We start from the raw sequence: 18896 nt of genomic DNA, 5'->3' as shown, positions 1-18896 counted from the left end.
TCGCCTAGGGCGGCGATGCGATATGAGAGTTTAGCGCGCGTCGTCACCGGGTGATCGAAGGATCGCCCGATGTTTGCGGAGGCGATCCGCTTTTTCTGCGCGCAGCGGTCCGTCGCCGTCTTCGCCCTTCATGAGCTGGATAAAGATCACGACGGCGGCGGCAACCTGGAAGCCCAGAACGATCTGCAAGGGGAGCAAGTTCATCGGCGTCTCTCCGTTTGTGTCAAACAAACGGCGGGCGAGGCACCGTGTTCCGGAGAGGGACACGAATGGCTGTGGACAAACAACGCGCAGGAATCCGCCCAAGACTGAATTACCAGGGCTAAATTAATTGGCTCCTAGTGAAGCCGAGGAGTTTTGAAGGGAAAGTGGGCTAGCCTTTTTCAGCTAGCCCATTTGCTGTTTAGGTCCCGAAGATCAGTGGCCATTCGTCTTCGCGGCGGCCTTCTCGGGAGCCTCGCTGGCCTCGCCATGGTGTCCGCCAGCGATGCGGTCGGAAAGGGCGAGCAGAACGCTCGAGACGACGAACACCAAGTGGATGATGACCAGCCACATCAGCTCTTTTTCGCGCTCGGGCGTGACCGTGCCGAGCGACATGAACTGACGCAGAAGCTGGACAGCAGAAATCGCCACGATCGACGACAGCATCTTGAGCTTCAATGCTGAGAAGTCGATGGTGCCCATCCATTCCGGGCGATCGTCGTGGTTGGAGTGATCCATCCGTGAGACAAAGTTCTCGTAGCCGGAAAAGATCACGATAATCAGCAGCGACCCCGTCAGCGTCAGATCGACGAGCGTCAGCAGTCCAAGAATGACGTCGGATTCTGTTGACGTGAACGCACTCTCGGCGAGGTGCAGCAGCTCCATCAAAAATTTGATGAGCAGCACGAACAGCGAAATGGCTAAGCCGAAATAGAACGGTGCAAGCAGCCAGCGCGCGCTGAATAGCATGTTCTCCATAAATATCTCGACGCGCTTCGCGACGCTCTTTTCAGCCATGCGTATAGTCCTCGCTCCTGTGTCATCCGGTGCACAACGTGTGCGGCAAATGCTCATCGCACCCATTATGCAATGGTTATAAAGGCCAAGTAAGGCTTCAGGATAACGGGCGCAAGCGCTGGCCTTCGAAGCCGACTATCGGACGAGAGGCCACGAGAACATCGGTGGCGGGGTGTCGCTTTCGAGGCTCGTCTGGATTTGCGGGATAGGCGCCGACTTTGACGCGGCCGCTGGCGTCACGAGTTTCGGCAGCGCGGCCGTCGGCGGCGGAACACCGTTGAGCCATTGGTCCTGTTCTCGGATGGACGCCAGCGTCGGCTCGCAGACGTCGAGCGGACCGGGAAGGGCGCCAGGAGGCGTCTCACTGAAAATGTAGCGCCCGCTACACACACCGACCGACGGCGGCCGATGGGTCCGTTCGAACAGGTCGTAGCCGTCCTTGAGGTTGTTCCAGAACGCTTTCCACGGCGAGCCGCTTTGCGCGATCATGTTCTCGTTCGTCATGCGGAACGGCAGCACATGCACCGGCACGAGCGTCTCTCCCGCGTCGATTGCCGCGAGCGTCAGCTGATGAATTTCTTCCGACACCGGATTCGTCATCGCAAAGCAGCCAACCGACGAGCATCCGCCGTGAATGAGGATGTCCGAGCCCGTGCGCGCCTGCGATTGGTCGAGGATGTTCGGATATCCGATGTCGATGGAAATCGGCCAGCGGCCGACATGACGAGCTTGTGAGCGCGAGACGGTGTAGAACCCTTCCGGCGCCTGCCGGTCGCCATCGCTCAATTTCGGCCCGAGCGTTCCCGACCAGTGGCAGATGGGATAGGTCGCAAACAGGATGAAGGGGCCATCCTTGCCCGTCTGCTTCCAGATCTCCAGTTCGGACTCGGCCTTGAAGATGCGGATCATGATGGAAGACGCAAGCGTCACGCCTTTGTCGCGCAGGCGTTCCTGCAGCACCGCGACGTTGGGCGTTCCGGGCAACGGCAACGCACCGGTCGCCGCAGCACGCTGGCGCTCGACCCGGTCGGGGGCAACGTCCTTAAGCTCGATTGTCAGCGCGTAAGCGTGCTGAACGCCGGCGAGGCAGAGCACCATCGCCGCGACAAGCCTGAGACGCGATAAATCGAACGACACCATAGAATTTGCGACCGGCTGACTCCTGCGCGAGCCGCACACTATCGCCGGTCAAGCGCGATTCTAAGTGACTTTGTGCAACACTCGGCCCGAGAAGTGAGGCTATATACAGCTAGCTTTTAGCCTGCTCGGCTGTGCACTTGTCATCAATCGAATCATCCCCAGTCGAGCCGGCATCGCCGGGCGCGAACCGATAGGCGCCGTTGCAGACACTCACCTTCGGCGGCTGCCCGTCTGCTTGGAATAGGTCATTTCCTTCTTTCAGGTTTTTCCAAAACGCGATGTTCGGATTGCCCGCATACCGCGCCATCGCCTCATCAGACATCCGGAATGGATAAACCTGTACCTGAAAGCGTTTTTGCCCGTTCTGCAGCGCCGCAGTGACGAGTTGCCAGATTTCCTGCATCTGCGCGTTCGTCATCGCAAAGCAGCCGATGGACGCGCAGCCGCCGTGCACCATGATGAACGAACCCGTGCGTCCGTGCGACCGATCGAAGGCGTTCGGATAGCCGAGATTGAACGAGCGATACCAACGGCTGTTCGGATTGAGAGCCGTCTGGTCGACGGTATAAAATCCTTCCGGCGCCTGTACGTCGCCTTCGCGATGTTTCGGTCCGATCCGCCCCGACCACCGGCAGATCGGATAGGTCGCAAAGCGACGGAAAGCGCCGTCGCGCTGCATCCAAAGTTCCAGCTCGAATTCGCTCTTGAAGATCCGGATTAGGATCGGCGCGCCTTCTTTGACGCCGGCCTTCGCCAGCCGTTCCGGTAATTGCGGAAGATCGGGCTCGCCAGGCAGCGGCAGGCCAAGGCTCCACCGCGTCAACCGCAGGCTGCGTTCATAGGCGATTAGCGCTCGGTCGCCGTCCGGCAGTTTCGGCAGCCACGACGGCATCGTCGCGAATGCAGCGATCCCTGCCGCGAACAACGCCGCGACGAACAGAAAGATTTTCAAGGCACGTCTTTTGCGGGGCTTCTGCAACGTTGGCTCGCTTAACGTTTGGGACCGTTATCGAATGCCTCGCTGAGGCTCAGTTTGCGTTGGCGACCGGCGCCGTAACGGCGGCTGCCTGTGTGCTCTGACGCGCTTTCGCCTTGTTGATATCGGCCAGCGTCGGCTCGTTGTCGGGATCGGTAATCCCTTTCAACTTGTTACCATGCGCAACGTCAACCCCGCCAGGTTCCGGCAGCGGCTTGAACGCCGTCACGATTGGCCGTGCGAGCGGCGGGCAAGGGCCGGCCGGATCGGGACGGTTTCGCGACACCGCATCGACGACATAGCGCCGTTCGCAAACTGTGATGGCGGGCGGAATCCGGTACTTCTCGAAATAGTCGTAGCCCTGCTTCATGGTCTTCCAGAAGCCGTACCACTTGTTGTGCTTTTCTTTCGCCATCCGCGCGTCCGTCATCCGGAACGGATAAGCATGGAGCTGGAAGCTTGGCTGCCCGGCTTTCAAGGCTTCGCGCGTCAGTCCGTAAATCTCTTCCATCAACGCGTCGGTCATGGCGTAGCAGCCCGCCGACCGGCAATTGCCATGCACCATGACGGAATCACCCGTCCGGCCCCACGACTTGTCGTAGGCGTTCGGATAGCCAAGGTTGAACGACAGATAATACTTAGAGTTCGGATTCATCAGGGCCGGTGTGATGGTATAGAAGCCCTCCGGCGCTTGCCGGTCGGCATAACGCTCCTTCGGCCCGATCGCGCCCGACCAATTGCAGATCGGATAGGTCTTGAAATGGTAAAAGCGCCCGTCGTCGCGCTGCTTCCAGACCTCAAGCTCTGACTCTTCCTTGAAAACCCGGATGAAAACCGGCGAGCCCGGCTGCATTCCTTTTTTCGCGAGAAGCGCCAGCGTCTCCTTGGATAGCGGCACGTCGGCGGGCGGCGGGATCGTTGGTGTATTCGAGCACGCGCTAAGCGTCACGGTGGCGATGACAATCGCCAGCCGCACAACCATCCGTAGCGCCGAACCGATGCTGGTCCCCACCAATGCCCCGTTCCCGTTCCGATTGACGTCCCCGCCGTTGCAGCCGGGCGGACTATGCGCACAAAGAACTCGAACGCCTTAGTGAGATTTGAACGATGGTCAGTCAACTCAAGTATCGTGTCGAAATGCGGCGTGCTGGGGGCGCCGCACCGGCGTTGCCCAATAGCCTCACAAACTAGCGGCCGATCGACAGAAAGCGGTCGTGGCGCTGGGCGCGAATATCGTCGGACGACTTTCCGTCGAACTCCGAGAGCATCCGCGCAATGGCATTGCCGGTCGAGATGATCACCGATTCGCGGTCGCGATGCGCCCCGCCGGTCGGTTCTTTCACGATGGCATCGATGACGCCCAATTGGTCGAGGTCCTGCGCCGTGATCTTCATATTGGTCGCGGCTTCTTCTTTTTTGTTGCTGTCGCGCCAGATGATCGATGCCGCGCCTTCCGGCGAGATGACGGAATAGATCGCGTGCTCCAGCATCAGGATCCGGTTCGCCGTCGCAATGGCAATCGCGCCGCCCGAACCGCCCTCGCCGACGATGACGGCGACGATCGGCACGCCGAGCCGCAGGCAGCATTCTGTCGAACGCGCGATGGCTTCCGCTTGGCCGCGCTCTTCGGCGCCGATACCGGGATAGGCGCCTGGCGTATCGACGAACGTGATGATCGGCAGGTTGAATCGGTCTGCGAGTTCCATTAACCGCACGGCCTTGCGATAGCCCTCAGGCCGCGCCATGCCGAAGTTGTGCTTGATACGCTGTTCGGTATCGGCGCCCTTCTCGTGTCCAAGCACTACAACCGAACGGTTGCGGAATTTGCCGATGCCGCCGACGATGGCTTCGTCCTCGGCGAAATAGCGATCACCTGCGAGCGGTGTGAAATCTTCGATGAGGCCGCCGATGAAATCGAGCGCGTGCGGCCGTTCCGGATGGCGCGCAACGAGCGTCTTCTGCCACGGCGTCAGCTTCGCATAGGTATCAGCGAGCGCTGCTTTCGCTTTTTGCTCGAGCTTCGTGATCTCGTCCGTGATCTGCGGACCCTTGCCGTCCGTCTGCAAGGCCTTCAGTTCGGCAACCTTGTTTTCGAGCTCAAGAATGGGCTTCTCGAAATCGAGATAGGTACGCAATGCGGTGGTGGCGTTCACTGAAAGCTTTCCTGACTGTGCAACTGAAGCGTGCGGCCTAGCCGCTTCACGCGCGACATTCGCCATGGCTGGCTTCGGGTGTCAAGGCGACAGACCTTCCCGACCGCTGTCTAGGCGTAACCAGCGTTGTGAATGCTTAACTTTCGCCTTCCGAGAGCCGCCTGACAATAGGCGCAACGGCGAACATAAGGGCCGCCGCTGCTGCAACCAAGCCGGCCTGCGCCAGGAACGAAAGCGCGAGCGCATCCGGGTCGCTGGTCGTGAAGGCGCCACCGATGTCGCCCGCGATTTTATCGCCGAATGCCGTCGCAAGGAACCAGAGCCCGAGCACCTGTCCGGACATTTTCTGCGGCGCAATCCGCGTCATCGTCGAAAGTCCGACCGGGCTCAGCATCAGCTCGCCGACCGTAAATAGGAAATAGAGACCGAGCAGCCACATCGGCGACACGCGCCCGTCGGCGGCATAGTTGGCGGCCGGAACCATCAGCAGGAAAGACGCGGCAAGAAACGTTAGTCCAAGCCCGAATTTGACGGGCGACGACGGCTGATGCGCGCCAAGCCGCATCCAGAGCGCCGCGACGAACGGTGTCAGCATAATGACGAAGATCGGGTTAGCGGATTGAAACCAGGACGACGGGAAGGGCATGCCGATGAATTCGTTGCGCGTCAGCGTATCGGCAAAAAGCGAGAGCGTCGTCCCGGCCTGCTCGAAAATTGCCCAGAAAATCATGGCGGCGAGAAAGTAGACGCCGACTGCGGCCATGCGATGCGCATCGGCGTTCTGACGTGTCGCACCGTAAGCAATGCCGACCAGCGGAATGATGATGAAGAACCAGCGGAGCCAGCGGAAGCCATTCACATCGGAAAGAAACGCCAGTGCTAGCAAGCCGAGGGTTACAGCCGCCATATAACCCGCCTGCTGGCGGAAAGAGGATGATGTTTCACTGGCGACCACGCCGGGGTCTTTGAGATGGCGCATGTTCCGCGCAAACAGAACCATCGAGATGGTCATGCCGACGCCGGCAGCACCAAAGCCCCAATGCCAGCTTTGCGTCGGGTCGAAACCCATCGCCGAAAGCCAGTCCTTGAAGACGCTGCTCTGGGCCAGAAAGCCGGTGACGAGCGGAGCCAGGAACGCGCCGACGTTGATGCCCATATAGAACAGCGAGAACCCCGCATCGCGGCGGTCATCGTCGCGGCTGTAGAGCGCGCCGACGAGGGCCGAGATGTTCGGCTTGAAAAGCCCCGTTCCGATCGCGATAAGCGCCAGGCCGATATAGAACGTCGTCAGCGATGGCCACGCCAGCGCGTAATGCCCGGCTGCGATCGTCGTCCCCCCGATCAGCACGGAACGCTTCGCCCCGATGATGCGGTCGGCGATAAAGCCGCCGGGCAAAGCCAGCAGATAGACCGCCATGCCGTACGTGCCGTAGATGCTTCCGGCTGATGGCGTCGGGAAGCCGAGGCCGCCTTGCGAAACCGGCGCGACCATGAACAGCACGAGCAGGGCGCGCATGCCGTAATAGGAAAAACGCTCCCACAACTCAGTAAAATAGAGGGTTGAGAGCCCCTGTGGATGTGAACCAAGTCCAAGCCACGAGCCGCGCGCGGCCGGTAGGATTGATGCCAGAAATCCGGCGGGAGCGCCCTGGTTGTTATGCGACGACATCAAGCGCCTTTCGCAACGCTCGTCATTGTGCCGGTTCGCTCAGGGGGCGCCGCGGCGACCAAGGTCGGCATCGGTCTTCGAATGGCCGGACGGAATTTTCTGATGTCCATCGGTCCGCTCCCGTTCGCAAAATAGCACCCTCGCTTTGCTCGTGCCCCCCGTGCGTGGCGCCGCGATCCCGTTATGGCGGCGTCAAGCACGTTCGCGCGCGCCGACGTCTGGAAACGCCGCGGCAGGACGCGATCAGCGTTTATAGAAGATCTGCGCGCGATCGCTACGGTTGATACCAGTGGCGAAAAACGTGTCGCGGGTTTCGACGCTGACGCAGCGGCACGATGGCAGGTCCGGTCGAGGCGGCTCACTGGCGTCTCCCATGCGGTCGGCGCTTTAAGGCATTAGAGCCCTGGCGCGCTACGTCTTGTTCTTGGCGAGCGGGTGATGCGCATTGACGAGCGCCTTCAGTCGCTCTTGCAACACATGCGTATAGATCTCCGTGGTCGAAATGTCAGCATGGCCGAGCAGTTGCTGAACCGCGCGCAGATCCGCGCCGCGGTCGAGCAGATGGCTGGCGAACGCGTGGCGCAGGACATGAGGTGAAACGCGTTCGGGCGCGATATCCGCCGCGATGGCCACGTCTTTCAGGTCCTGTGCGAAACCTTGCCGCGTCACATGTCCAAGCGCCGCCTTCGAAGGAAACAGCCATTCCGAATGGTCGAACCGGCCGGATACGCCGAGGAAGGCGTCCAGCGCTTCGCGCGCGGCGGCGTTCAAGGGCACCATCCGTTCTCGTCCGCCTTTACCCTTGATGGTCAGAACGCGCGTATCGCCGCGAAGCACGCTTCGCGGCAGGCCAACAAGCTCCGAGACGCGCATTCCGGTCGCGTAAAGAAGCTCAAGCAGGCAGTGAAACCGCAGTGCGCGAAATAAGGCATGCCCTTCCAAGCCCTCGCATTGCCTTTGCGAGGTCTCCAGCAGTCTGTCGACCTCGGCGATGCTCAGGACCTTCGGCAGCGCGCGCTGTTTCTTGGGGCCTTGCAGTCCGGATGTCGGATCGAGTGCAATAGCGTCTTCCGCCAGAAGAAACCGATAGAATTGCTTGATGGCCGAAAGCCGCCGCGCCCGCGACGTCGGCGCTTGTCCTTCGCTGGCCAGATGGCCGAGATAGGCTTGAACGTCGTCCGAGGTCGCATGCCTCGGCATAACGCCCCGGCCCGGCAAGAAACTGAGGAAGCCTTCAAGATCGGCGGCATAAGCCTCAATCGTGTTGGGTGAAGCGCCGCGCTCGGCCGACAGCATCGCGAGAAAATCCGCGACGTCGGTATCGCGCACCGCGGCAGACGTCATGGCCGCCCCTCAATTCGTCTCGGTACGCGGCCACGTCGGCAGCAGGGCTTCGAGCCCGAGGCGCCGCGCGTCGGCCTCAAGTCCGGCGCGCTTCAACGCCCGGATGCTGTCGCCGAGTGCGATCAGATTGGCGTCGGCCGCGCCGTTCGGGCCGAGCGCCTTCATGACGAGCAGCACCGTATGGCCGAATTCCTGTTTCTTCGAAGCGATCTGCAACTCGGTCAGCACGCCGGTTTCGGGAAGATAGCCGCCCGTCGGCTGTGAAATCGTATTGGCCGCCTGCCAGAGGGGAATGGGCACGAGGTAATCGAGCGCTTCCATCACGGTCGTCAGCCGATATAGAGCCGCAGGCGGAAACCGTCCGTTGGCGGCGTAATTCTCCAGCGCGGAGAAGCTCTGCCCTCGGTTCGGATCATGCGGATCGGCGATGTCGATGAGTGCGCGCCAGTGGCCAAGACCTGGTCCCCCCGATTGATCGGCGATCTGAATCCAGTTACGCGCCATGTCGAAATGGCCAGACGCCAAGCCGATTTCGACGCCGGTTTCGGCAAACCAGCTCACTTCCGGAGCCGGTTGCAAATCTGCGGTCGCTTGGGCAATCATTTTTGCGCCGATCATGCCGAGGCCTTCGTGCTTCATGTCATCCAGGAAAGCACGGATGAGCCGCGCTTTGCGCGCGGGCGTCCGCTCGTCTTCGGCGGCCTTGAACAGTGCAGCACGCCTGGCGACGCCTTGCGGACCTCGGCCGGATAGCAAGTCGTCGGGCGGCACCCTTTGGGCGTTGACGCGATAGATCCCCGCCAGCATTTGCGGCGTCAGCGCATTGAGACGCGCCGCCGCTTCAGTTGCCGGGAATCCGAGGTCGACGGGGGTTGAATGATCGGTAGCCAGCGCCACGAGCAGAGCTGGCTCGCCCTTTTCCAACACGAGTTTGTGCGGTAGGCCGCCGACCTTTTCGGCAATCCGATAGTCAAGCAGCGTGATTTGTTTGACTTGCGTGTAGCGCGGCTTGGACCCGATCGAGAATGCATCGAGCGCTTCGAGGCCGGGCGATGTCTCGACGCCTTCCTCACGCGCCATGTCGGCCGCCAGTCCCGCCGCCGACTTGTCGCCTTGAGATTCGGAGCAATACCCAGCCATCAGGATGACTTGGCCTTTGAGGCGCGCCGGGATCGCACCTTTTAACTTGGCCGATTGCGCAACCAGTTGGCATGCCTTGTCCGGATGCCCGGCCGCCAGCTCGTTGCGGGCTTCGAGCGACACCAGCAGCGGATTGTCCCCCGGCGGTTGCTTGGCGATTTCGGCTGCGGCGGCACGCGCCAAGCCCGAGCGGTAGAGCGCTTCGAGCCGGAGCGCCATAAAGTTGGAGTTCGAGCCATCGCCCGACGGCGACGTAATGAGCCTTTTCCAGAGATCGTGCAGAACGGGCGAGCGCGGCGGAATTTCAATCGTCGCGATCAGCTTTTCCAGCGCGGCGACGTCCATGCCCCCCCAAAGCTCGTACGGCAGTCCTGAGCCGTCATTCGACATCACGGGAGCGAGACTGCCCTTGTCCACGGCCGGCGGAATAGCATCGCGCATCACCGAATTGCCCGAACCCGAGCCAGACGACCGGCTTGGGCTGGACGGGAAGCCGGGCATGGAACCGGAATTTCCCCCGCCACCGGAGGGCCGCGACCACATATCGTCGTCCCCGCCGCCAGAGGGCGAGCCCAGCGGCTGCAGATAGCTGCGCTTGTCGGGTGGAGGTGAATAAGCGTCGTCGTGCGCCGGCTTTTTCCGGCTGCTCGTCGCTGGCGCGGCATAGGAATCGTCTTGTGCGCTCGCCGGCCGCGCCGCGGCGGCAATAGCGATCGGCAAAAAACCGGCGAGCACAACGCTGCGCGCCGCCGCTATCGTCTTTCGGTGTGTATGCACCATGGCTCTACCGCCGGATTTTCACGTCTGGCACGGGCTTGCTGATCATCTGCTGCTCCGGCTCGAAGCGTGTCGCGAGCACATAGAGACCGCCGAAAACCGCAGCCGCGAATGCGCAAAGTACGAACAATAGCCGGAAAAGGCTCGGCATTTCTTTACCCCGTTCCGGCCTTTTAGGTGAGCACCCTTGATGGCGTGATTATGACTCGGATTGGCATTTTAACGGAACCCCCCTTGCGTCGAAACGGCGTCGGTTTCCGATCCACGGCAGGCCTGAAGTATGGTTCCAATTTGCGAACGATTTTGGTTCATGGCATGAGGGCGCGGAAATGACCTTTCCGCTACGAGACAGTCTGCCCGAAGCTAACCGATTCGCCGTAGATATCGGCGTCGAGACCCCCATGACGGAAGCGGAAGCCATAGACCTTGCGAAGAAGCGCATCGGCAAGCGCCCGATTGTGCTCGTCGGCCTTATGGGTTGCGGCAAGTCGTCGGTCGGCAAGCGCCTGGCGTTTAAGCTCAGTCTGCCGTTCGTCGATGCCGACGAAGAAATCGAGCGCGCGGCCGCCAAGACGATCAACGATATTTTCACCGACCACGGCGAAGAGCATTTCCGGGATGGGGAGCGCAAGGTCATCGCCCGCCTGCTTGGCAACGGCGCACAGGTGCTTGCAACCGGCGGCGGTGCCTTCATTCACGCCGAAACCCGCAAACGCGTTAAGGACACCGCTTTTTCCATCTGGTTGCGTGCCGAATTGCCCGTACTGATGCGCCGTGTCATGAAGCGTGACACCCGGCCCCTGCTGCGCGGTGGCAATCCGGAAGCCACGATGCAGAAGTTGATTGAAGCGCGTTACCCGATTTATGCAGAAGCCGATATGACAGTCGAAAGCCGCGACGAACCACACGACATCATCGTCAACGAAATCATCACCCGGCTCGCGACCGGCGCAGACGGCGCGCCGCCCACGACGCTTGAGGCTAACCCCTCCAAGACCGTTCATGTCGAGCTTGGCGACCGCTCTTACGATGTTTTGATCACACGCGGCGTTCTTCGCGACGCCGGCGCGCTCATCAAGGCGCGCTTCGGCCCCGTCAAATGCGGTGTCGTGACGGACGAGAACGTGGCGCGCCACCATCTTGCGACGCTTGAAAATAGCCTCAAGGCCGAAGGCCTGTTCGCCGGTTCGGTCGTCATGAAACCGGGCGAGGCGACGAAGAGCTTTCGCAATCTCGCAGACCTGTCCGAGCGTCTCCTGGAGCTTGGCCTCGAACGCGGTGACCTTGTTGTGCCATTTGGTGGCGGTGTGATCGGTGATCTCGCGGGCTTTGCCGCCGGCATCTTGCGCCGTGGCGTCCGCTTCGTTCAGATTCCGACGTCCCTTCTCGCGCAGGTCGATAGCTCCGTTGGCGGCAAGACCGGCATCAACACGCCGCAAGGCAAGAACCTCATCGGCGTTTTCCATCAGCCGAGCCTCGTCATCGCCGATACGTCCGTGCTGACGACACTACCCGCGCGCGAGATGCGAGCCGGATACGCCGAGGTCGCCAAGTATGGCCTGCTCGGTGACGCCGAGTTCTTCTCCTGGCTTGAGGCGCATTGGCAGTCGGTCTTCGGCAACAACGGTCCGGCGTTGACGACGGCCATCGAAACGAGCGTCGCCGCCAAGGCCGCAATCGTCGCCCGCGACGAAACGGAGACCGGCGACCGCGCGCTCCTCAACCTCGGCCACACGTTCGGTCACGCATTGGAAGCCTGGACCGGCTACTCCGACCGCCTGCTGCACGGCGAAGGCGTGGCCATCGGCATGTGCATGGCTTTTCGTCTATCGGAAGAGCTGGGCCTTTGTCCTGCCGGCACCAGCGCCCGCGTCACCAACCATCTGAAAGCCGTCGGCCTACCGACGCGAATCGCCGATATTCCCGGCGGCAATGCCGATGCTGCCGAATTGCTGCGCCTGATGGGTCAGGACAAGAAAGTTAAAGCCGGAAAGCTGACGTTCATTCTTGTTCGTGACATCGGTCAGGCTTTCGTCACTCGCGACGTCGCACCGGAAACCGTCCTGGCCTTCCTCGGCCGGGAAATCAGTCGCTAGAGCATATTAAGTCTCTGCCCTGGATCTGTGCTAGATTGCTGCCTCCCCTGGGCAGGAATAGCGGACACCATTACCCCCGATGACTGTAATCATAAGCTTTCTCGCAATCCTTTTGCTGATTGTTCTGTCGGCGTTTTTCAACGTCAGCGAGACCGCACTGACGGCAGCGTCGCGGGCACGCATGCATGCGCTGGAAGAAGACGGCAACGTTCCGGCCGCCCTCGTCAATAAGGTGCTGTCGCGCCCCGAAAAGATGATCGGCACAGTCCTGCTCGGCAATACGCTCGTCGACGTGCTGGCTGCAGCCCTTGCCTCCAACATCGCCGTGCATCTTTACGGCCAGGTCGGCGTCGCCTACGCGACAGCCATCATCACGGTCCTGATCGTGATCTTTGCTGCCGTGCTTCCGAAGACCTACGCGCTCGCATATGCCGATCGCGTCGCGCTTGTCGTTGCGCCGCCCATGCAGGGCCTGATCTACGTCCTGACGCCCTTCACCAAAGCCATCGAATTCATCGTTCGCCACATCCTGATCCTGACGCCAGGAAAGGCCGACGATGCTGCCAATATCCTTGCAGCCCACGAAGAAATTCGCGGCACGATTGATCTGCAGGCGAAGGAAGGCACCGTCGCCAAGGGTGACGCCGAAATGCTCGGCGGCGTTCTAGATTTGCGCGATCTGCAAGTCGCCGACATCATGGTTCACCGCACCAAGATGGAAACCATCGACATTGACGAGCCGCCAGCGAAAATTCTCGATCAGTTGATGCGTTCCCAATATACGCGTGTGCCGCTGTGGAAAGACGAGCCGGAGAATATCGTCGGCGTTCTGCACACCAAGGACCTTCTGTTGGCCCTGTCGCGCGACGGATGGGATCCCGACAAGCTCGATATCATGAAGTCAGCGTCCGAGCCTTGGTTCGTCCCGGACACCACGACGCTGAAAGACCAGCTCAACCAGTTTCTGAAAAAGAAGATCCAGATGGCCCTCGTTGTCGACGAATACGGCGAAGTGCAGGGCCTGATCACGCTCGAAGACATTCTGGAAGAGATCGTCGGCCAGATCACCGACGAGCACGACAATCCCGATAGCCATATCCGCATGCAATCGGACGGCACCGTCAACGTTGACGGCACCGTTGCAATTCGCGATCTCAATCGCCATTTAGATTGGGATCTTCCCGACGATGAAGCGACGACGGTTGCGGGTCTCGTGATCCACGAGGCGCAGACGATCCCGGAGCCAGGACAGGTGTTCACCTTCCACGGTTACAGGTTCGAGATTTTGCGTAAAAGCCGCAACCGGATCATGGCGATGCGCATCAAGCCGATCGCATCGGCAACCCCGCCGAATTCAGGCTCGGCGGCCACACGGCAGAGTGGCTGAAGCTTATTCAATCGTGTGAGGCAGCCGTTTTGGGGAGCGCTTCGCCCGGCGCGATTGTTGAAAGTGCAAGCGCGTGCACGCCGCCGGCAAGTTCGTCTTTGAGCAGATCATTCACAAGGCGATGCCGCTCGATGCGCGACTTGCCGGAAAATGCCTCGGAAACGACAAGAATTCTAAAATGGCTCTCGTCCGTGCCCGGAGAATTGCGATGGCTCGCGTGCAACTCGGACTCGTTGATGATGTCAAGCCGTGTCGGTTTGAGCGCGATCATAAGCTTTTCGCGAAGTCGGCCTGTAACGGACATCTTTTTCTCTCATGTGTCTTTCGTGCTGCTTTGGTGCGATGGGGCACACGGACGAAAGGGCCTATTAATGGATTGACTGCACAGTCACGACGGAAATCAAGAGTTTTCTTGCCGCCTTGTTTCGGCGCGGCCTAACCCTCATAATTCATGCAATGAAACTGGAATCAAAATACTTCGATAGCATCCGCGTCTCTTCGAAGCGCCAGACGAGCGCCAAGAAGGAAACGCACGCGCCCGTGTGTCAGTGGAAAGGTTGCGACAAGCCCGGCGTACATAGGGCGCCAAAGGGCCGAGGCCGCGACGGCGAATATTTCCAGTTCTGCGTGGATCATGTCCGCCAGTACAATCAGGACTACAACTATTTCGACGGCATGAGCGACGCCGAGGTCAGCAATTTCCGCAAAGATGCCATGACCGGCCATCGCCCGACCTGGAAGACCGGCGCCAACGCCTGGGCCCACGGCACGCGCGATGGCTCGCAAGACGCCGACGCCGCCGCCCGCGTCAAGGCAGGCACGCAGCGCATGAACCGCAAGGTTCGCTCGTCTCGGACAGCCACGGCGCCGACGTTTCAACGCCAGTTGAAGCCGCTTGAGCGCAAGTCACTCAAAGTCATGGATCTCGGCGAAGATGCCAGCCGTGAAGATATCAAGTCGCGCTTCAAGGAGCTGGTGAAAATTCACCATCCTGATGCGAACGGCGGCGATAGCAGGTCTGAGGAAAAGTTGCGTGAAATCCTCCAAGCCTATAACTATTTAAAGCAATCTGGCCTGGTCTAATCCTCCGAGCCTCTGAAGCAGGTGCACCCGCCGAGGTCGCCCCTGTTCGAGGCCTTAGCGGCAGCTGGGCGATTTGATCGGGAAGCCAATGGAAATGCGCACGTCTACAAGCGCGAACGGCGCGGCTGCCGCCAATCTACCGGACATGAAGCTGTCCGTTCGCCAAGTTTTCGGGATCGATAGCGATCTTGAGGTGCCGGCCTATTCAAAGCCGGAAGACCATGTCCCGGAAATCGATCCGGATTATTTGTTCAATCGTGATGTCACCCTCGCGATCCTGGCGGGCTTCAAGCACAACCGCCGTGTGATGATCCAAGGCTATCACGGCACCGGCAAATCAACTCACATTGAGCAGGTCGCGGCGCGCCTCAACTGGCCGTGCGTGCGCGTCAACCTCGACAGCCACGTCTCGCGCATCGATCTCGTCGGCAAGGACGCCATTGTCCTGAAAGACGGTAAGCAGGTGACGGAATTCAAGGAAGGCATCCTTCCCTGGGCGCTGCAGAACAATATCGCGCTCGTGTTCGACGAATATGATGCCGGCCGCCCCGACGTCATGTTCGTCATCCAGCGCGTGCTCGAAGTCTCCGGCAAGCTGACATTGCTCGATCAGTCGAAGGTCATTCGTCCGCATCCGGCTTTCCGTCTGTTCGCGACGACGAACACGATCGGTCTGGGCGACACGTCGGGCCTCTATCACGGCACACAGCAGATCAACCAGGGCCAGATGGATCGCTGGTCGATCGTCGCCACGTTGAACTATCTTCCGCACGATGACGAAGCCCGGATCGTGCTGTCGAAGGTCAAGTCGTTCGCGAAGACGGATGCCAAGCGCAAACAAGTCTCGCACATGGTTCGCGTCGCGGACCTGACGCGTTCGGCCTTCATCAACGGCGATCTGTCCACCGTGATGAGCCCGCGTACGGTCATCACCTGGGCCGAGAACGCCGACATCTTCGGCGACATCGGCTTTGCATTCCGCGTCACCTTCCTGAACAAGTGCGATGATCTCGAAAAGCCGCTCGTTGCGGAATTCTATCAGCGCTGCTTCGGCGAAGAGCTTCCAGAAAGCACGGCCAACGTCGCGCTGAGCTAATCTCTCCTCCCCCGCGCGGGGAGGGCAAAAGAGCGACACGAAGTCCATGACGTCTCCAACCAAACGCCGGGAAGCGCCGTCCGAGCCGCTGAAACGCGTCCTCGGGCCGGCCGTGCGCGCCATCGCGGGTGATGGCGAAGTCGAAGTCGATTTCGGCCCCGGCAAGGGCGACGTGTCGGGCAAGGCCGTGCACCTGCCGGACTTGCCGCGTGCTCCATCCGCGAAAGACGTCGCGTTGGCGCGTGGCTGGGCCGATAGTCTTGCGCTGCGTATCGGCTGTCATGACGCCAAGGTTCATCGCCGCATCGCGCCGCCTGCCGGTCCCGCCCGTGCCGTCTTCGAAGCCGCCGAGCGCGCTCGCGTCGAAGGTTTGGGTTCTGCCCGCATGCCCGGCATGGCAGCCAATCTCACGGCCCGCCTCGAAGATCACTACAGTCATGGCCGCTTCCGGTCCGTTGCGACGCGCGCCGAGGCTCCGCTCGAAGACGCGCTTGCGTTGCTGATCCGTGAGCGGCTCACCGGGCAGGCTCCGCCCGCATCGACAAAGGGCCTCGTTGATGTCTGGCGCTCGGTGATTGAATCGCGCGGTGGCAAGCTTCTGAACAAGCTCGAAAGCCTGTCGGAAAATCAGGAACAGTTCGGCCGCCAGATTCGCGATCTGCTGAAGATTCTCGAAATGGCCGAGCAGAGCGACGAGCCGCAGCCGAACGACGACGAGGAAGAAAACGACGAAGGTTCGGCCGAAGGCGGCTCGGAAGATTCCGACGAGCAAAGCGAGGACGCGACCGACGGTCAGGATCAGGAAAGCGAGGAGAAGCTTTCCGAAGGTGATCTCTCCGAGACCGAGGAAACGATGGAACAGGGGTCGACCGAACCCCAAGACCTCGACGACGGCGAGATGAACGACGAAGAAACGCCTGCGCCGTGGCGTCCAAACATGACGGTCCTCGATAACCCCGAGGCCTTCGGCTACAAGGTCTTCACGCGCGCCTATGACGAAGAGGTCAGCGCCGAAGAGCTTTCGACGCCGGAAGAATTAGAGCGCCTGCGTGCCTTTCTCGACAAAGAGCTGAAAACGCTTTCAGCTGCCGTCGCCAAGCTTGCCAATAAGCTGCAGCGCCGTCTCTTGGCGCAACAAAATCGCGGCTGGGATTTCGATCTCGAAGAAGGCCAGCTCGACGCTGCGCGCTTGACGCGCATCATCACCGATCCGACCGGCGCGCTGTCATTCAAGCGTGAGCGCGACACTGATTTCCGCGATACCGTCGTGACGCTGCTGCTCGACAATTCCGGCTCGATGCGCGGCCGGCCGATCATGGTCGCAGCTTGCTGCGCCGACATTCTTGCGCGCACACTGGAGCGTTGCGGCGTCAAGGTTGAGATCCTGGGTTTCACCACCAAAGCTTGGAAGGGCGGACAATCGCGCGAGGAGTGGCTGGCGGCAGGCAAGCCGCCCGCGCCGGGCCGCCTCAACGATCTTCGCCACATCATCTACAAGACGGCGGATGCCCCGTGGCGACGCGCCAAAAACTCCCTCGCCTTGATGATGCGTGAAGGTCTTCTGAAGGAAAATATCGACGGCGAAGCATTGGCCTGGGCGCATGCTCGCCTTGTTAATCGGCCCGAGCAGCGCCGCATTCTGATGATGATCTCCGACGGCGCGCCGGTCGACGACTCGACGCTCTCGGTGAACTCAGGCAGCTACCTCGAACAACACTTGCGCCAAGTGATCCACGAGATTGAAAATCATTCGCCGGTCGAATTGATCGCCATCGGCATCGGTCATGACGTGACGCGCTATTATCAGCGCGCCGTCACCATTACCGATGCGTCGGAACTGGCCGGCGCGATGACGGAAAAACTCGTCGAGCTGTTCGATGAGCACCACGAAGCCGACAAGGCGGCCGCGACACGCCGCAAGCACGCGCGCGTTCATTGAGGGGATCGGTGGCGTCGATTTTTCTCCGACGATTTGCAGTCGCGATCGCCGTTTTAAGCGTTAGCGCGAGTTTTGTTCTGGCAGACGAGAAGCCAGATATCTCCTCGCTGAAGTCTGCACCGATCACTGTCGAAGCTCAGCCGATTTCTACGTTTTCCCGCACCGGGGAGGATCGTTCGCTCGGCAAATTGAAGTTCGTGGGCGGCCTCGTCCTGACGTCGCCGTCACCCTATTTCGGCGGCTGGTCGGGCCTGTTGCTGAGCGACGATGCGAAATCTCTTCTCGCCCTGTCCGATACCGGCGTCTGGATGACGGGCAATCTGACCTATGCAGGAATCCGCCCCTCCGGCATCGTGGACGCGCGACTGGGGCCGCTGTTGGAAAAATCCGGCCGCCCCATCCAGCGCGCCCGCGATCGCGATTCTGAATCGATCGCGCTCGAAGGTGACACCTTTCAGAATGGCTCGGTCCTCATTGGGTTCGAGGGCCATCATCGCATCGAACGCTTCAGGCTCGGCCCGAAAAATATTCAGGCGACCGGCATCGCCCTCAAGATCCCTGCCGCGGCCACGCACATGGACCAGAACAAAGGCTTCGAAGCGCTCACGATCTTGAAGGGCGGCCCGTACAAAGGCTGGCCGATTGCATTTTCGGAGCGGCTTTATGATCCGGCGCGCAATCATACCGGCTGGGTCTGGACCAAAGCTGGACCACAGACCTTCCATCTGAAAAACGTCGGCGACTTCGACATCACCGACGTTGCCAGCCTCGATGACGGCACGATCTTCGTTTTGGAGCGCCGCTTCCGCTGGCTAGAAGGCGTCAAGATGCGCCTCGTGCGCATCGCGCCCGACGCTCTCGCTCCAGGACGCACGATCGAGGGCGAAACCCTCATCGACGCCGACATGGCTGATAATATTGACAACATGGAAGGTTTAGCAGCCACACGGCTGAAGTCCGGAGAGGTGCTGCTCACCATGATCTCGGATGACAACTTCAATCACGTCATCCAGCGCACAGTGCTGCTGCAGTTTCTGTTGCAAGAATCCAGGCAAGCGAAAGCCCGGCTGCCGAACTAGGCCACCGGGCTAAAACGA

General features: G+C 60.6%; 17 protein-coding genes. 6 read left to right on the top strand and 11 right to left on the bottom strand.

The window, feature by feature from the left end:
- Positions 1 to 30: 30 nt before the first annotated feature.
- The 10 genes from HYPMC_RS24380 to HYPMC_RS24525 form a co-directional block, all read right to left on the bottom strand.
- The gene (locus HYPMC_RS24380) at positions 31 to 204 is read right to left on the bottom strand and encodes a hypothetical protein (protein ID WP_155831084.1); all 174 of its coding nucleotides are present in this window, start codon (positions 202 to 204) and stop codon (positions 31 to 33) included.
- Positions 205 to 417: 213 nt separating this feature from the next.
- Positions 418 to 999: a TIGR00645 family protein gene (locus HYPMC_RS20465; protein ID WP_013950024.1), complete on the bottom strand. Its 582-nt coding sequence runs from the start codon at positions 997 to 999 to the stop codon at positions 418 to 420.
- 135 nt (positions 1000 to 1134) lie between these two features.
- Positions 1135 to 2139, bottom strand: coding sequence for a murein L,D-transpeptidase family protein (locus tag HYPMC_RS20460; protein ID WP_013950023.1), 1005 nt, complete (start codon positions 2137 to 2139; stop codon positions 1135 to 1137).
- Positions 2140 to 2248: 109 nt separating this feature from the next.
- Positions 2249 to 3091 carry a murein L,D-transpeptidase family protein gene (locus tag HYPMC_RS20455; protein ID WP_244420938.1) on the bottom strand — a complete coding sequence of 281 codons (843 nt, stop codon included), beginning with the start codon at positions 3089 to 3091 and terminating at the stop codon, positions 2249 to 2251.
- 76 nt (positions 3092 to 3167) lie between these two features.
- Positions 3168 to 4127, bottom strand: a complete 960-nt coding sequence (locus tag HYPMC_RS20450) for a murein L,D-transpeptidase family protein (protein WP_013950021.1) — start codon at positions 4125 to 4127, stop codon at positions 3168 to 3170.
- 175 nt (positions 4128 to 4302) lie between these two features.
- Positions 4303 to 5250 carry an acetyl-CoA carboxylase carboxyltransferase subunit alpha gene (locus HYPMC_RS20445; RefSeq protein ID WP_024274928.1) on the bottom strand — a complete coding sequence of 316 codons (948 nt, stop codon included), beginning with the start codon at positions 5248 to 5250 and terminating at the stop codon, positions 4303 to 4305.
- 154 nt (positions 5251 to 5404) lie between these two features.
- On the bottom strand, positions 5405 to 6937 hold the full coding sequence (locus tag HYPMC_RS20440) for a peptide MFS transporter (RefSeq protein WP_013950019.1): 1533 nt from the start codon (positions 6935 to 6937) through the stop codon (positions 5405 to 5407).
- Positions 6938 to 7348: 411 nt separating this feature from the next.
- Positions 7349 to 8281 carry a site-specific tyrosine recombinase XerD gene (locus HYPMC_RS20430; RefSeq protein WP_013950018.1) on the bottom strand — a complete coding sequence of 311 codons (933 nt, stop codon included), beginning with the start codon at positions 8279 to 8281 and terminating at the stop codon, positions 7349 to 7351.
- Positions 8282 to 8290: 9 nt separating this feature from the next.
- Positions 8291 to 10201 (bottom strand): hypothetical protein, encoded by a 1911-nt coding sequence (locus tag HYPMC_RS20425; RefSeq protein ID WP_013950017.1) that lies wholly within the window; start codon positions 10199 to 10201, stop codon positions 8291 to 8293.
- A 4-nt stretch (positions 10202 to 10205) separates the two neighbouring features.
- On the bottom strand, positions 10206 to 10349 hold the full coding sequence (locus HYPMC_RS24525) for a hypothetical protein (RefSeq protein WP_172636520.1): 144 nt from the start codon (positions 10347 to 10349) through the stop codon (positions 10206 to 10208).
- Positions 10350 to 10527: 178 nt separating this feature from the next.
- Between HYPMC_RS24525 and aroB the strand changes: the two genes are divergently transcribed.
- Positions 10528 to 12294, top strand: a complete 1767-nt coding sequence (aroB, locus tag HYPMC_RS20420) for a 3-dehydroquinate synthase (RefSeq protein ID WP_013950016.1) — start codon at positions 10528 to 10530, stop codon at positions 12292 to 12294.
- A gap of 79 nt (positions 12295 to 12373) precedes the next feature.
- Positions 12374 to 13681, top strand: a complete 1308-nt coding sequence (locus HYPMC_RS20415) for an HlyC/CorC family transporter (RefSeq protein ID WP_013950015.1) — start codon at positions 12374 to 12376, stop codon at positions 13679 to 13681.
- 7 nt (positions 13682 to 13688) lie between these two features.
- On the opposite strand, the gene HYPMC_RS20410 is transcribed toward HYPMC_RS20415, so the two are convergent.
- Entirely contained in the window at positions 13689 to 13985 is a 297-nt protein-coding gene (locus HYPMC_RS20410) for a BolA family transcriptional regulator (RefSeq protein ID WP_013950014.1), read from the bottom strand.
- Between the two features lie 152 nt (positions 13986 to 14137).
- Between HYPMC_RS20410 and HYPMC_RS20405 the strand changes: the two genes are divergently transcribed.
- The 4 genes from HYPMC_RS20405 to HYPMC_RS20390 all read left to right on the top strand — a co-directional run bounded on the left by HYPMC_RS20405 (position 14138) and on the right by HYPMC_RS20390 (position 18878).
- Positions 14138 to 14764, top strand: a complete 627-nt coding sequence (locus HYPMC_RS20405) for a J domain-containing protein (RefSeq protein ID WP_024274922.1) — start codon at positions 14138 to 14140, stop codon at positions 14762 to 14764.
- A gap of 94 nt (positions 14765 to 14858) precedes the next feature.
- Positions 14859 to 15860, top strand: a complete 1002-nt coding sequence (gene cobS / locus HYPMC_RS20400) for a cobaltochelatase subunit CobS (protein WP_024274921.1) — start codon at positions 14859 to 14861, stop codon at positions 15858 to 15860.
- A gap of 46 nt (positions 15861 to 15906) precedes the next feature.
- Positions 15907 to 17799 (top strand): cobaltochelatase subunit CobT, encoded by a 1893-nt coding sequence (gene cobT / locus HYPMC_RS20395; protein ID WP_013950011.1) that lies wholly within the window; start codon positions 15907 to 15909, stop codon positions 17797 to 17799.
- An 8-nt stretch (positions 17800 to 17807) separates the two neighbouring features.
- Complete coding sequence (locus tag HYPMC_RS20390) at positions 17808 to 18878, top strand: esterase-like activity of phytase family protein (RefSeq protein ID WP_013950010.1); 1071 nt, start codon at positions 17808 to 17810, stop codon at positions 18876 to 18878.
- Positions 18879 to 18896: the final 18 nt, after the last annotated feature.

It is taken from the genome of Hyphomicrobium sp. MC1 (assembly GCF_000253295.1).
Classification (GTDB): Bacteria; Pseudomonadota; Alphaproteobacteria; order Rhizobiales; family Hyphomicrobiaceae; genus Hyphomicrobium_B.
Note: the sequence above shows the minus strand (reverse complement) of the source record. Positions and strands in the feature narration are given on the sequence as shown.